Here is a 13546-nt window from a genome sequence, read left to right as displayed (position 1 = left end):
GTAATTTGATGAAAAGGTATGACCCCCACCTTTCAACTTGTCAGCCCCTCACATTTTCCTCCCGCCTTCCCGTGAGGACGCGCCCCTCCGCGCCCCACGGAAACCGCTTCACCTACGAGCCCATCAGGCCGCGCCGGCCCACCCCCCCCATCCACTTCTCGATCTCGTCCGGGTGGCGGGGCAGACCGCCTGACATGAGGCGGGCGCCGTCGGCCGTGATGACGAGGTCGTCCTCGATGCGCACCCCGATGCCGCGCAGCTCCGGCGGCAGCGTCAGGTCGTCAGGCTGCAGGTAGAGGCCGGGTTCGACGGTCAGCACCTGGCCCTCCTCCAGCACACCGTCCAGATAGACCTCCGCGCGGGCACTGGCGCAGTCGTGCACGTCCATGCCGAGCATGTGGCCGCTGCTGCACAGCGTGTAGCGGCGGTACAGGCCGCTGTCCGGCTCCATCGCCTCGTCCGCGCTGATCTTCAGCACGCCCCAGTCGCGCAGTCCCTCCGCGATGACCCGCATGGCCGCACCGTGGAAGTCGCGGAAGCTCGCACCGGGCCGCAGGACGGCGATCGCCGCCTCCTGGGCCTCGTACACCAGCTCGTAGACCTGGCGCTGGACCGGGTCGAAGCGCCCGGAGAGCGGCAGGGTCCTGGTGATGTCGGCGGTGTAGAGGTGGTCGGTCTCCACGCCCGCGTCGAGGAGGAGCAACTCGTTCTCGTTCAGCCGCCCGTCGTTGCGGATCCAGTGCAGCACGCACGCGTTCGCGCCGGAGGCCACGATGCTGTCGTAGCCGACCGCGTTGCCCTCCAGCCGGGAGCGGAGGCCGAAGACCCCCTCCAGGTAGCGCTCGCCGCGCCGGTGTCCCAGGGCGGCGGGCAGGGCCCGCACCACGTCCTCGAACCCGCGCGTGGTCGCGTCCACCGCGAACTGCAGCTCCGCGATCTCCCAGTCGTCCTTGATCAGCCGCATCTCGGACAGGAACGCCTCCAGCTCCTCGTCCCCGTCGCCGGGCGCGACTCGCCCGTCCACCGACGCGTCCACCCCGCGCAGCACCCGCGCGGGCCCGCCGAGCACGTCGTCGAGCCTGTCGATCGGCGCGCAGGCGATCTGGTACAGCGCCTCCGCCTCGGCCAGGTCGGGGCGGCGGCCGACCCAGAACTCGCCGTAGCGGCGGTCGCGGTAGAACTCCTGCCCGGCCTGTCCCGGCGCCGACCGCACCGAGCGGGGGCGCAGGAACAGGACGGCCTCACCGGAGGGCTCGACGACCAGCACGTCGTCGGGTTCCTGGTCACCGGTGAGGTAGGCGAACGCGCTGTGCGTCCGGAACCGGTAGTCGCTGTCGTTGCTACGCGCCTTGAGCGTGCCGGACGGGACGACCAGCCGCTCACCGGGGAAGCGGGCGGCGAGCGCGGCGCGCCGCTTGGCGGTGTAGGCGGCCTGTGGCAGCGCGGCCAGGTCGTCGCGGTGGGTGTCGGCCCAGCCGGTGTTCATGAACTCGGCGAGGGCGTCGGAGACCGGCAGGTCGTGGCTGCCGGTATTGAGCTTCTGGGTCATTTTGTCCCCGGGCGCGAAGGTCTGCGGTCCCTCCCACGCTAGCCCGGAGCGACGGGCCCCGCACCTTCGTCGCCGGGGGTGCGGGGCGCCGCCGTGAACCGCGGATCAGCCCACCGGGACCTGGTAGGTCTTGGCCAGGTCGGAGGTGGCGGCCTCCTTGAAGATCACCGCGCCGCCCAGGGCGTCCTTGTCCGGCTTGGCGACGTACGACAGCAGTGAGGCGGGCTTGTCGAACGTGGTGAAGTCCATGACGGCACCGAACTCCGCGCCCCAGGCCGACTGGCCGCGGTGCGCGGCGACCACGGCGGCCCGGGTCAGGTCCTTGCCCTCGCAGGCCTTCTTGAGCGCGTCGACGACGATCGCCGCCGCCGAGTAGCCGGCGGAGACACCGCTGTCGATGGCCGCGTCCGGATACTTCGCCGCGTAGTCGGCGGCCAGCTTCTTCATGGCCGGCTGGTCGGCGCTGATCGGGGTGCCGGCGGTGATGTAGTAGAAGTCCTTCAGCAGCGCGGGACCCGCCGGGGTGGGCAGCAGCTGCGGGGAGTAGGCCGAGTTGCTGCCGACGAACGGCACGTCCATGCCCTTGGCGAGCGAGACGCCGACGAGCGAGGCGGTCTGCCTGGGGCCGACGGAGACCAGGACGGCCTTGACGCCCTCGGCCTTGAAGGCGGCGACCTGGGCGCTCATGTCCTGGTCGGTGGCCTTGATCTTCTGCTCCACGAGCTTGAGGCCGAGCTTCTCCGCCGCGTACTTGGAGCCGTTCAGCGCGCTCTCGCCGTAGTCGCCCTCGAAGTACAGGTGGCCGATCTTGTCGCCGGACTTGATGCCCTTCTCCTTGGCGAGGAAGTCCACCCCGTTGATCATGTCGATGTCGTAGGTCGTCCCGGTGACCTGGATGGGCTTGCTGCCGAGCAGCCCGGTCGCCCACGCCTGCGGGATGGTGAGCATGTCGTCGGCCTCGATGCGCTGCTTGACCGCGTTGACCATGGGCGAGCCGACGACGTGGGCGAGGGCCACCACCTTCGGGGAGATCTCGGTGTAGGCCGCAACCGCCTTCTGCACGTCGTAGCCGTGGTCACGGACCAGAGCCTCCAGCTGCCGCCCGCACACGCCCCCCGCCGCGTTCGCCTGCTCGAAGTAGAGCTGCTGTGCCTGGGTCAGGCTCTTGCCGAAGGAGGCGTACGGGCCGGTGAGGTCGGTCATCAGGCCGATTGTGATCTTGTCGGCGGTGACGCCGGGGCCGGTCTTCACGCCGTCCCCCCCGACGGCGGAGGGGGCGGCCGCACCCCCGGTGGCCTTCTCGCTGGCGCACGCGGTGACGGCCAGGGCCAGGAGGGCGAGTACCGCGATTCGTCGGACCGGGGTTCTTGGGATTCCCATGTCAGTTCCTTGTGTCGGGGGAGGGGGTGGAGGTGGGGGAGAGCGGGGTCTTCCTCGTCGCGGGGACCGGGGCGGGCCGCCGGGTCACAGCGAGGCGCAGGCGCCTGGCGAGGCCGAGCAGCCCGCCGGGCAGGAAGAGGACGATGACGACGACGGCGGCGCCGTACAGGATGCGGGACGCCTCGGCGGGTGAGACCCCGGCTGAGCCGGGCTCGGCCACCAGCGGCAGGGCGTCGCTGTAGCGGCTGAGCAGCTGGGGGAGCAGGGAGATGAAGAACGCGCCGATCACCGCGCCCGCGACGGAGCCGAGGCCGCCGATGATGATCATCGCCAGGTAGTCGAGAGAGAGCAGCAGGCCGAAGTAGTCGGGTACGGTGCGCTGGAAGACCAGCGCGATCAGGACCCCGGCCAGCCCTCCGTACATCGACGACAGCACGAACACCCCGGCGCGGTAGCGGGCCACCGGCACGCCCATCACCCCGGCCGCGATCTCGTGGTCGCGGATGGTGTTCATGGCCCGTCCCGGCCGGCCGCGTAGCACCCCGCGGGCGAACAGTGCCGCGTAGGTCAGCACGGCCAGCCCGAGGAACCACAGGCGCTCCAGTGATCCGAACGGCACCTGGGCGACCACCAGTTCGGGGGAGTCGGCGAACACGAATCCGAACAGTTCCATCGGCGGCACCGCCCGCCCGTTGTAGCCGCCCGTCACGGGTTCGGCGTTGAACAGCACGTGCTGGCCGACGAAGATCAGCGCGAGGGTGGCGATGCCGAGGTACGCGCCCTTCAGGCGTCCCGCGATGGGGCTGAACACCCCACCCGCGACACCCGCGGTGAGCACCGCGAGCAGTGCCGCGACCGGCGTGGGCAGGCCGAGGCCGCCGAGGGCGTGCGCGCCGCCCTCCGGTTCGGCGGCGAAGTAGACGTAGGCGTACGCGCCGACCGCGAGGAAGAACGCGTGGCCCATGGAGAGCTGGCCGGTGGCACCGGTCAGCAGGTTGAGGCCGATCGCCCCGATCGCCGCCGACATCGCGAAGAGCCCGGCCTGCAGCCAGAAGCCCTCCAGGTAGAACGGTACGGCGATCGCCACCGCGACCAGCACGACACAGGAGAGGATGACCTTCTTAGACACGTGCCAGCTCCCTCGTCCCGAACAGCCCCGCGGGGCGGATGAGCAGGACCACGATCATCACGAGGAACGGCGCGACGTCGCCGATACCCCGGCCGAGGAAGACCAGGTCGTTCTGGTAGCCGCTCATCATCGCCTCGGTGACACCGATGATCAGCCCGCCGGCCAGTGCCCCGGTGGTGGAGTCGAGGCCGCCGAGGATCGCCGCGGGGAACGCCTTCATCGCCGCGAAGGTGGTGCTGCGATCCAGACCCGGTGTGGGGAAGACGCACAGGAAGAGCGCGGCGACGGCGGCGAGCGCCCCGGCGACCGCCCAGGCCCCCATCGAGACCCGCCCGCGCCGCACGCCCATCAGCGCGGCGGTCTCGGTGTCCTCCGCGGTGGCGCGCATGGCGATGCCCCAGTTCGTGTATTTGAACGCCAGCAGGAACGCGGAGATCAGGATCGCGGCGACGGCCAGCGCGACGAGCCGGGTCTCGGCGATGCTGACGCCCCCCAGATGCAGCACCCGGTCGCGCCACGGGTCGCCCAGGGCGAGCACGTCGGTGCCGATCTGCCTGGTGAGCTCGGTGGTCAGCACGATGTCGACACCGATCGTCACGATCGCGAGAACGCTGTGCGAGATGACATTCGCCCTGCGGATGATCAGGAATTCGATCAGGGCGCCCACGGCCGCCGCGCCGGCGATGCCCAGCAGCAGCGCGGTCCAGAAGCCGATCAGCGGGTGCAGCCTCGCGACCACGAATCCGCCGACCAGCAGCAGCGAGGCGTGGGCGAAGTTCACCACCTCGGTCGCCTTGAAGATGATCACGAAGCCCAGGGCGATCAGCGCGTACACCGCTCCGACGGAGATGCCGTTCACCAGGAGTTCGAGAAAGGTGATCATGAGGTGACCTCCTCGGTCCCGCTCGCGGTCGTGCTCTCGGCCGCCGCGCCCAGATAGGCGCGGACGACCTCGGGATCGTTCTGCACCTCGCCGGGCGGGCCGTCCGCGATGCGCCTGCCGAAGTCCAGGACCGTCACCGCGTCGGCGAGCCGCATGACCATCCCCATGTCGTGCTCGACCAGCAGGATCGAGATGCCGAGGCTCTCCCGTACCGCGACGATCAGTTCGGCCATGTCGCGGCGCTCGCCGCCGTTCATGCCGGCGACCGGCTCGTCCAGCAGCAGCAGCCGCGGTTCCATGCACAGTGCCCGTGCCAGTTCCACGCGCTTCTGCACGCCGTACGACAGGAGTCCGACGGGCGTGGCCAGGTGCTCGGAGAGCCCGACGAACGCGGCGATCTCGGTCACCCGCCCGCCGTGCGCGGCGGCCTCGCGCCGGGCCGACGGCAGCCGCAGCCCGGCGGAGAGGAACCCTGCGTGGGTCAGCCGGTGGCGGCCGAGCATCAGGTTGTCCCGCACCGGCAGCATCGGCGACAGCGCGATGTTCTGGAAGGTGCGCGCCACGCCCAGGGCGGCGATGCGGTGCGGGGCCAGGGCGGTCAGTTCCGCGTCGCCGAACCGCACGCTGCCCGAGGTGGCCCGGTAGACGCCCGACAGGACGTTGAAGCAGGTCGACTTGCCCGCCCCGTTGGGCCCGATCACAGCGTGCACACTGCCGGGCTCGACGGTGAAGCCGACCGCGTCCAGCGCGGTGAGCCCGGCGAAGCGCACCGTCACCTCGCGCACGTCGAGCCGGGGAACGGAGGTGTCCTTACCGCTCACGCGGACCACCTCGCCAGCACGGGACGGGCGTCGGCCGCCCCCGCGGGCGCGTCCGCGGGGGCGTCCTCGATGCCCAGGTAGCGGCGGCGCACCTCGTCGCTCGCGGCGAGTTCGGCGGCCGGTCCCGACAGGACCACCTCGCCGACCTCCAGCACGTAGGCGTGCGAGGCCAGGGACAGGGCCATGGCGGCGTTCTGCTCCACCAGGAGCACCGTGGTCCCCCCGGCGTTGATCTCGCGAACGGTGTCGGCGATCCGGGCGGCCATCATCGGCGCGAGGCCGAGGGTGGGCTCGTCGAGCAGGAGCATCCTCGGTCTGGCCATCAGCGCGCGGCCGATGGCGAGCATCTGCTGCTCGCCCCCGGACAGCAGTCCCGCGCGCTGCCCGGCGCGCTCGGCGAGCACGGGGAAGAGCGTGAGCACCTTCTCTCTCGCCTCGGCCGCCGACCGCCGGTCGGGCGCGCCGAGTGCACCGGCCCGCAGGTTCTCCGCCACGGTCATCCGGGCGAAGACCCGGCGGCCCTCGGGTACCTGGACGACGCCGCCGGCCACGACGGCCGAGGTGGTGGCGCCGGAGAGCCGCGTCCCGCCGAAGGTGACCTCGCCCGCGGTGATCCCGCCCCGGTGGAACCGGAGGGTGCCCGATATGGCGCGCAGCAGGGTGGACTTCCCCGCGCCGTTGCCGCCGAGCACCGCGACGACCGAACCGCGCGGGACGTCCAGCGAGACACCCCGCAGGGCCAGGACCGGGCCGTAGCTCACCGCCAGATCCCTGACGACCAGCCCGGAGTCTTCGGGCGGGCGAGGGTCGTGCACGTCCATGTGTTCCTCCTGTACAGCCGATGAACGCACCCAACCGAGGTGGTTCACCGGCGTCCAGAGGGCCAGGTGAAGTCGGGGCGGGCGCCCATGCCGGGCGGGGCGCGGTTGTGCGCGAGTACAACCCCGGATCACGAAACAGAACAGAACCTTGTTCCATTACCTGACTTGCTGACACGATTCCCAGATGGGGACCCGGCCGGTTACGGATGACGAAGTACGCAGGATCATGCGCCTGGCCGCCCGACGGCTGCTGCTGAGACTTCCCGAGCTCACCGACGAGCTCGTCGCGAGGATCCGCGACACCGACGAGGCGTACCGCAGGATGGTGCCCACCGACGACCACTGGCAGAGCGTCTACGAGGCGATGCGGGACGGCATCGGCGCCATCCTGCTGCCCCGCCCCGAGCGGCGCGACCTGCCACAGGCCGAGAAGACCGCCCGGCGCAGGGCGGAGCAGGGCCTGCCCATGGACTCCCTGCTGCGCAGCTACCGGCTCTCCGCACAGGTGATGTGGGACGGCCTCATCGACGTGGTCACCGAGGAGGAGTCCGACAGCCTGCCGGTCCTGATCCGCAGCGCCACGAAGGTGTGGCACGCCATCGACAGGCAGGCGATCGCCGCCGCCGAGGCCTACCGACGACGGGAGGCCGAGATGTTCGGCCGCACAGCCGAGAGGGTCCAGGCCCTGCTCGACGCGCTCCTGGAGGACCGGGCGGACGCCGCCCTGGTCCGCAGTGCCGCCGCCGCGCTGGACCTGCCCGAGCTGGGCCGGTACGCCGTCGTCATCACCAGGTTGCCGGGCCGCCACGACCACGGGGACGACGCCCCACGGCCGACCGCCCTGGGCGCGATGCGGTTGCTGTGGCGGATGCGCCCCGACTACGAGGTGTCGGTGGTGCTGCTGCACGACGCGGACATGGAGCACCTGGCCGAGGAGCTGCGCCCGCACGTCACCGGCTGCGCCGGGATCAGCCCGATCGTCGAGGGACTGGCCGAGCTGGGCCGCGCCAGGCGGCTCGCCGAGCTCGCTCTGCGGACGTGCGTGGGCGACGGCCCAGAGATCGCCAGACTGGAGGACAGGCTGCCCGCCGCCCTGGTGGTCAGCCAGCCCGAGCTCGCGGGCCACCTCAGCGGAGCTGTGCTGCGGCCCATCCTCGCCCTCGACCAGGCGGACAGGGACGTGCTCCTCGGCACCCTGCAGGCGTGGCTGCGCTGCGAGGGCTCGGCCATGCGCGCCGCGGGGCAGCTGTACTGCCACCGCAACACGGTCTTCAACCGCATCCGCCGCATCGAGCAGCTCACCGGCCGTTCCCTGGCGCGCCCGCTCGACATCGTCGAGCTCACCCTGGCCCTCGACGCGGTCCGGCTGCTGCCCGTTACGTGACAGTCACACGTTTTGCCGTCTCGGTGGCTTAGCGTGAGGCCCGACTGGGCAGAGGAAAGGGATACCTGCGCCAGGCTGAACCGAGGTGGTGTCAATGCTGATCGGTACGATTCTGCAAGGCAAGGGAACAGAGGTGGCGACCGTACGCCCAGGTGCGACGGTCACCGAACTCCTGGCCATCCTGGCCGAGAAGAACATCGGCGCCGTGGTGGTGTCCGAGAACGGCTCCTCCATCGAGGGCATCGTCTCCGAGCGCGACGTGGTACGACGGCTGCACGACCGGGGCGCGCGCGTGCTGGACGACACGGTGTCGTCCATCATGACGACCGAGGTCCGCACCTGCCCCCCGGACACCGACGTCGATGACCTCCGCCAGACCATGACCACGCATCGCATCCGGCACGTGCCGGTCGTGGACGCCGGCCGGCTGGCCGGGATCGTGAGCATCGGCGACGTGGTCAAGAGCTCCATCGAGGCGCTGGAGACGGAGAAGGCCTACCTGGTCGACTACCTCCACCGCTGAGTGCCCGTTCCCCGAAGTTCCCGGTGAAGACCCGATGGGCCCGGCGCGACGCGCCGGGCCCATCGGTCCGATATCCTCTCCCGCTACTGGACGACTATCTTGTCCACCTCGATGGTCACGCCCTTGACCTGCGGTGTCGACGTTCCCGTCGTCACCTTCCCGGTCCCGGCGCTGACACCCTTGATCTTCATCGTGTAGTTCAGGCTGCCACCCGGGGCGCCGGGCGTGCTGGTCACCCGGAGGTCCTCGGTCGGCGGGCCGGTGATCTGGCCGCCCGCGGTGCCGTCACCGTTCTCCGCTCCCACGGTCAGGCCGTAGCCCGCCGGGGGGTCGCCGGGCAGGTTGCCCGGGTCGTAGGTGTAGGTGATGTCCTCGGTCCCGTTCAGCCCGATCCACTGCTGGAACACCTTGGTGGCGGTCGTGCCGTAGAGGTTGACCCGCCACTCGATGACGAGCCAGTCGCTGACGCCGTCGGTCAGCGTCCCGGCGTAGACGCCCGGCGCGCCGGTGCCGTCCAGGTCGGTCCAGTAGGGGGCGAGCACGTTGTTCGGGGTCGAGGGGTCGGGCAGGGTCTGCGGTTCGAACGAGATGTCCGTCGACCCCGAGCTTCCTCCGGCGATCGTGTAGCCGTTGGAGACGATGCCGATCCTGGTGTAGGTCTTGCCCGCGTACTGGAACGCGGGGACCGTGAAGTTGATCGCCTGCTCGTCGCCGATCGGTGTCGGTGCGATACCGAAGGCGTCAAGCGGCAGGTACGGGGCCGGCCCGATGCCCGGGGCGATGCCCGGCCTGTCCGGCTGCCTGGCCGCGAGGGTGGTCTTCGCCGTCGCGATCTGGGAACCGACCTTGGTGGCGCCGGTCACCGAGTTCAGGCGCAGCTTGCTGTCCAGCGTGCTGACCGCGGTGACCTCGGCGTCCTGGAGCGTGTCGTTCCGCACGGTGACGGTGCAGGTGGACTCGCCGGTGTTACGCGGGATGGTGGCCGGGGCGCAGGTCTGCTCCACCGGGACGGCGCCCTGCTTGCGGACGAACGCGACCGGCAGGTGCAGGTTGCGCGAGCCGCCCACCTGCTTGAGGTTCACCTGGCCGAAGTACTGCCCCTCGGGCAGGTCGGGCGCGGTGATCACCACGCTGAACTTGGCGGTCTTGCCCGCCTTCACGGTGAACAGCGGCGGTAGCACCGAGATGTTGGCGCCGGCCACGGTCGTGCCGGTGGCGGCGAAGGTGAGCGTCTTGTCCGTGACGTTGGTGACCGTCCGCTTGGCGGTGATGAGACCCGGCATGATCGGGGCGTTCACCGACGGCAGGTTCAGGTCGATGCGGTTCAGCGGGTCGTCGGCCGCGGCCAGGAAGTTCGCGCCCGTCTCGTCCAGGGTCAGGCCGGGGTCACCGGCCTTGGTCAGGTCGATGCGCCCGCCGCCGGTGTCGAACGGGTCGGCCGGGGTGACGCCGTCCTGCTTGGTGACCGAGGTCTTGGCCGTCGTCTCCAGTGCGGACTTCACCTGGCCGGGGGTCCAGTCCGGGTGCAGCGCGAACACCAGGGCCGCGGAGCCCGCGACATGCGGCGACGACATCGACGTGCCCGCGATGACCTGGTACAGGTTGTTCGGCGGGCCACCGGCCGGACCTTCCAGCACCGGCGTCTGTCCGGCCACGATGTGCAGGCCGGGGGCGGTGACGTCAGGCTTGAGGAAGTCGCCGCCGGGGCCGCGCGAGGAGAACGTGGTGATCCTGTCGCTCTGCCAGGTGGCCTTGGTGCCCTGGGTGAACGAGGCGGTCGCGCCGGGGTTGGCCGACAGGAACGTCAGCAGCGCGTCCGTATCGGGCTTGTCGATGTGAACCGTGGGGAGCCAGTGGTTGTCGGTCATCACGTCGAGCGGGCTGGAGTTGTACAGGATCATCCCGGCTGCGCCGCCCTGCCTGACGCTGAAGCTCTTCAGGACCCGGTTGGGACCGCGCTCACAGGCGACGATCTTCCCGACGAACAGGCCCGGGGGCGCGGGCGTGGTGCACAGAGCGTTGGAGTACGGCGGCGCCGAGGCCCGTACCACCGGCAGCGCGGAGGGCACGCCCCCCGTGATGGAGGCGCCCTTCAGCGTGGCCGTCGCGCCGCCGGAACCGGACAGCGTGATCGTCGACTGGAAGGTCCTGGGCTGGGTGGAGGCCGCCACCGTGGTCACCCACGGGGAGACGTGGTTGACCGTCGCCGCGCCGGGACCCGCGTTGCCCGCCGAGGCCGAGACGAGCACGCCGGCCGCGTAGGCGTCGAGGAAGGCCAGCTCCACCGGGTCGCTGTAGGGGGAGGTGCCGCCCGAGATCGAGAAGTTGATCACGCGGACGCCGTCGAGGATGGCCCGGCCGACCGCCTGGGCGGAGTCGGAGGGGAAGCAGCCCTCGACGCCGCAGACCTTGTAGATCGACACGTGCGCCGCCGGGGCGATGCCGTGAATCGGGCCGCGGCTGATGCCGAGCGGGTTGGCGTCGGCGACCGGACCGCCGGCCGAGGTGGTCGCCGTGTGGGTGCCGTGACCGTTGGAGTCACGGGCGCTGGTCGGGAAGTACTCGCCGGGGTAGACCGCGTTGTAGGTGTCGAGGAACGGGGCACCGCCGATGAGCTTCCGGTTGCAGACGAACGGGTCGGCCGCCGGGGTCAGCGGGTTGTCGCCGAAGTTGCAGACGCGCGGGGTGCCGTCCCTGGTCGCCGGTACGGCGGGCAGCGTACCCGGGTCGGCGAACTGGGGGTGCTCGGGCCAGACACCGGAGTCGAGGATGCCGACGACGACGCCCTTACCGGAGGAGGAGCTGCCGCCCAGCTTGTTGTAGATCGCGGGCGCCCCGATGAACTCGGGGCTGGAGTCGGTCAGCAGCTGCTCGGGCTTGTCCTCCTGGACGGCGGCCACCCCGGGCAGCTTCAGCACCGCGGCCGCCTTGTTGGCGGGGATGCGCAGCGCGATGCCGCCGTAGACGGTCCGCAGCTTCTGGCCCGCCGTGGCGCCCGGCACGCTTCTGGCCAGTTCGGCGAGGAAGGTGTTCTCGACGTCCTCGATGTGTTTCTGGTATTTCTTCGCGTCGCCGCTCTTTATGTCAAGAGCCTTCCCGGTCTTGGCCGGGCTCGTCGCGGGAAGCCCTTCGAGGCCGCCCTGATAGGCGGCGAAGGAGTCGTAGTCGAGCTTGACCATCACGCTGACCGTGGCGCCCGAGGTCGACTTCAGCAGCCCTTCGTCACTGCGGGCGAGCTTGCCGGTGGGGGACTTCGCGCCCTGGACCGGCTCACCCCCGGTCAGTGGGGTCGCCGTCCATTTGGCGGACGGCGCGGGGGTGGGGGTGGGATCCGCACTCGCGGGCGGCGCCATCGCCGCGACGAGCCCGAGGCCGGCGGCGACTACCGCCACGCGTCTGATCCTCGGTAAGTAGGGCTTCCTGGTCAACGAGACCTCCCTTTCGACACGCATGAACGGCTCACGTGGCAGGGAGGGGGGCCGTCCGTGCGCCCGGGGCAGGGCATGCCGGGGGAAGCCGTGACCCTCCCCGTCGGGTGACACGCGATCGGCCACCCGGTAAAGGCGGCCGATCATGACTGGCAGCCTAACTAGAGACCATTTATTTGCCTAGATCATGAAATTGACACAATCATGATTGGAATTGGTCAAATTTCATTGCAGACTGCACCGGGTGTTCTGGTTATCGCGGAGCCGCGGCTCGGCCGCTCTCCGTCCCCGAGGCACTTGTGGCCGGCGGAAGGGCACGACGGTCCACCGTGCGTAGACTGACCCCAGATGACACGCGGGAGGCCCGGTTGAAGCTCAAGCTTGATCTACACCCCATCTACAACCGGGGCGGGGAGATCGACAAGGCACTGCGGGGCATCATCGACGAGGCCATCAGGAAGAAGGCCACCGAGGTCGAGATCATCCCCGGCAAGGGCTCGGGCCAGCTCAAGAAGAAGGTCTTGCGCTTCCTGGAGCAGAAGGAGATCAAGGCCCTCTACCACCGCATCGACAAGGACGCCAAGAACCACGGCCGCCTCTTCGTCTACTTCCGCTACAAGTAGGAGGGGTAGGTCTCCGACCCGCGGACACCTACCCCAAAGCCCCGCTGAGCCTGGCTTTCTCATCCGCTGGATCTCATCGGACCGCGGGCGGTCCTGGCGTGATGCGCCCTGCGTGTGCCCTGCCTCGCAAGGTGACGTGAATCGCTCACGAAACACCATTGAGCGGCTGACACTCTGCGGGGCAGCCGGCTTTCCTGTCGCGGATCCGCGTCATGCGTTCGCGGGAGCACCTCTTTTCCTCGCCGGTAAGCATCCGCCTTGGCGGGAGCGGCGCTCGGAGAGCACGGGCGGAGTCCTCAGCCGCCGACGGTGACCGTGCCGTACTCATAGGAGGTGTAACCGTTCTCATCATCGTCGTGCCAGCGGCCGGTCATCACCTGGTTGACGCCCGCCTGTGAGTAGTGGTTGTCCTCTCTCACGGGCGATTCCCAGTTCCGATTGGTGAGCCGCAGCTGACTTCCACGCCAGTGCAGCGTGCCGGTGAGGTAAAACGTCCTGCCATTCTCGTCGTCGTAGTGCTTCCTGCCGAGGATGGCCTGGTCGCCGGAAGCGACGAAGTATGAGTCGCTCTCCTTCTGACCGCTGCTCCAACGAACGTTCCCTGTCGAGACCAGTTCACCGTCGATGCGGATCCGGCTGCACTGGTACGTGGTCCAGCCGTTCTCGTCCTTCTGGTGGCCCCGACCGGTCATCACCTCGCCTGACGGGCAGCTGAAGATGCTGTTCGGCTCCCTGAGGGACACGGAGGCTCCGGGGAGGATCTCAATGTTCGCCGCCGCGGCCTGGGATACCGCTGCGGAAGCGGGTGCTGAGGCCAGCGTGGCCAGGGTGGCCGCCACCATTGCGATGGTCAGGGCCTTCTTGTACATGTTCGTGTCCTCCGGTTCGCGTTCTGCTTCGTCCGACGTGCGCCGAGAGCACATGTGCCAACGACTCGCCGTCGCGTCCGGGGACAAGGTCGCAGGCGGCGCTGATGATCGTCTTGGGGTCGACTTGTGGGTTGAT

Annotated in this window: 11 protein-coding genes; 3 read left to right on the top strand and 8 right to left on the bottom strand. The window is 69.9% G+C overall.

Annotated elements, in window-relative coordinates; all coding sequences use genetic code 11:
• Positions 1-112: 112 nt before the first annotated feature.
• From ACWD3H_RS13160 to ACWD3H_RS13135, 6 genes are all read right to left on the bottom strand, one after another.
• A complete protein-coding gene (locus ACWD3H_RS13160; protein ID WP_451955106.1) occupies positions 113-1549 on the bottom strand; it encodes an aminopeptidase P family protein in 1437 nt (478 codons plus the stop codon).
• A gap of 105 nt (positions 1550-1654) precedes the next feature.
• Positions 1655-2929 carry an ABC transporter substrate-binding protein gene (locus tag ACWD3H_RS13155; protein ID WP_451955105.1) on the bottom strand — a complete coding sequence of 425 codons (1275 nt, stop codon included), beginning with the start codon at positions 2927-2929 and terminating at the stop codon, positions 1655-1657.
• 1 nt (position 2930) lies between these two features.
• Positions 2931-4058 (bottom strand): branched-chain amino acid ABC transporter permease, encoded by a 1128-nt coding sequence (locus ACWD3H_RS13150; RefSeq protein WP_451955104.1) that lies wholly within the window; start codon positions 4056-4058, stop codon positions 2931-2933.
• Entirely contained in the window at positions 4051-4941 is an 891-nt protein-coding gene (locus tag ACWD3H_RS13145; RefSeq protein WP_451955103.1) for a branched-chain amino acid ABC transporter permease, read from the bottom strand. The genes ACWD3H_RS13150 and ACWD3H_RS13145 overlap by 8 nt, the downstream gene beginning before the upstream one ends.
• On the bottom strand, positions 4938-5762 hold the full coding sequence (locus ACWD3H_RS13140) for an ABC transporter ATP-binding protein (RefSeq protein WP_451955102.1): 825 nt from the start codon (positions 5760-5762) through the stop codon (positions 4938-4940). The genes ACWD3H_RS13145 and ACWD3H_RS13140 overlap by 4 nt, the downstream gene beginning before the upstream one ends.
• On the bottom strand, positions 5759-6583 hold the full coding sequence (locus ACWD3H_RS13135; RefSeq protein ID WP_451955101.1) for an ABC transporter ATP-binding protein: 825 nt from the start codon (positions 6581-6583) through the stop codon (positions 5759-5761). The genes ACWD3H_RS13140 and ACWD3H_RS13135 overlap by 4 nt, the downstream gene beginning before the upstream one ends.
• A gap of 184 nt (positions 6584-6767) precedes the next feature.
• Here ACWD3H_RS13135 and ACWD3H_RS13130 point away from each other — a divergent pair, with 184 nt between their 5' ends.
• Positions 6768-7967: a PucR family transcriptional regulator gene (locus ACWD3H_RS13130; protein WP_355549289.1), complete on the top strand. Its 1200-nt coding sequence runs from the start codon at positions 6768-6770 to the stop codon at positions 7965-7967.
• A gap of 94 nt (positions 7968-8061) precedes the next feature.
• Entirely contained in the window at positions 8062-8490 is a 429-nt protein-coding gene (locus ACWD3H_RS13125) for a CBS domain-containing protein (protein WP_350922535.1), read from the top strand.
• A gap of 83 nt (positions 8491-8573) precedes the next feature.
• Here ACWD3H_RS13125 and ACWD3H_RS13120 read toward each other — a convergent pair whose 3' ends face one another.
• The gene (locus ACWD3H_RS13120) at positions 8574-11882 is read right to left on the bottom strand and encodes a S8 family serine peptidase (protein WP_451955100.1); all 3309 of its coding nucleotides are present in this window, start codon (positions 11880-11882) and stop codon (positions 8574-8576) included.
• Positions 11883-12286: 404 nt separating this feature from the next.
• Here ACWD3H_RS13120 and ACWD3H_RS13115 point away from each other — a divergent pair, with 404 nt between their 5' ends.
• On the top strand, positions 12287-12541 hold the full coding sequence (locus ACWD3H_RS13115) for a Smr/MutS family protein (RefSeq protein ID WP_030919034.1): 255 nt from the start codon (positions 12287-12289) through the stop codon (positions 12539-12541).
• A gap of 296 nt (positions 12542-12837) precedes the next feature.
• Here ACWD3H_RS13115 and ACWD3H_RS13110 read toward each other — a convergent pair whose 3' ends face one another.
• On the bottom strand, positions 12838-13497 hold the full coding sequence (locus ACWD3H_RS13110) for a hypothetical protein (protein ID WP_451955099.1): 660 nt from the start codon (positions 13495-13497) through the stop codon (positions 12838-12840).
• Between the last annotated feature and the right edge of the window lie 49 nt (positions 13498-13546).

The sequence above is a fragment of the Streptosporangium sp. NPDC002607 genome (assembly GCF_053592655.1).
Note: the sequence above shows the minus strand (reverse complement) of the source record. Positions and strands in the feature narration are given on the sequence as shown.

Excerpts from the sequence above, each read along its gene's own strand:
- ACWD3H_RS13125 (WP_350922535.1), top strand. The coding sequence starts at position 8,062 with ATGCTGATCGGTACGATTCTGCAAGGCAAGGGAACAGAGGTGGCGACC.
- ACWD3H_RS13130 (WP_355549289.1), top strand. The coding sequence starts at position 6,768 with ATGGGGACCCGGCCGGTTACGGATGACGAAGTACGCAGGATCATGCGC.
- ACWD3H_RS13135 (WP_451955101.1), bottom strand. The coding sequence starts at position 6,583 with ATGGACGTGCACGACCCTCGCCCGCCCGAAGACTCCGGGCTGGTCGTC.
- ACWD3H_RS13155 (WP_451955105.1), bottom strand. The coding sequence starts at position 2,929 with ATGGGAATCCCAAGAACCCCGGTCCGACGAATCGCGGTACTCGCCCTC.
- ACWD3H_RS13145 (WP_451955103.1), bottom strand. The coding sequence starts at position 4,941 with ATGATCACCTTTCTCGAACTCCTGGTGAACGGCATCTCCGTCGGAGCG.
- ACWD3H_RS13160 (WP_451955106.1), bottom strand. The coding sequence starts at position 1,549 with ATGACCCAGAAGCTCAATACCGGCAGCCACGACCTGCCGGTCTCCGAC.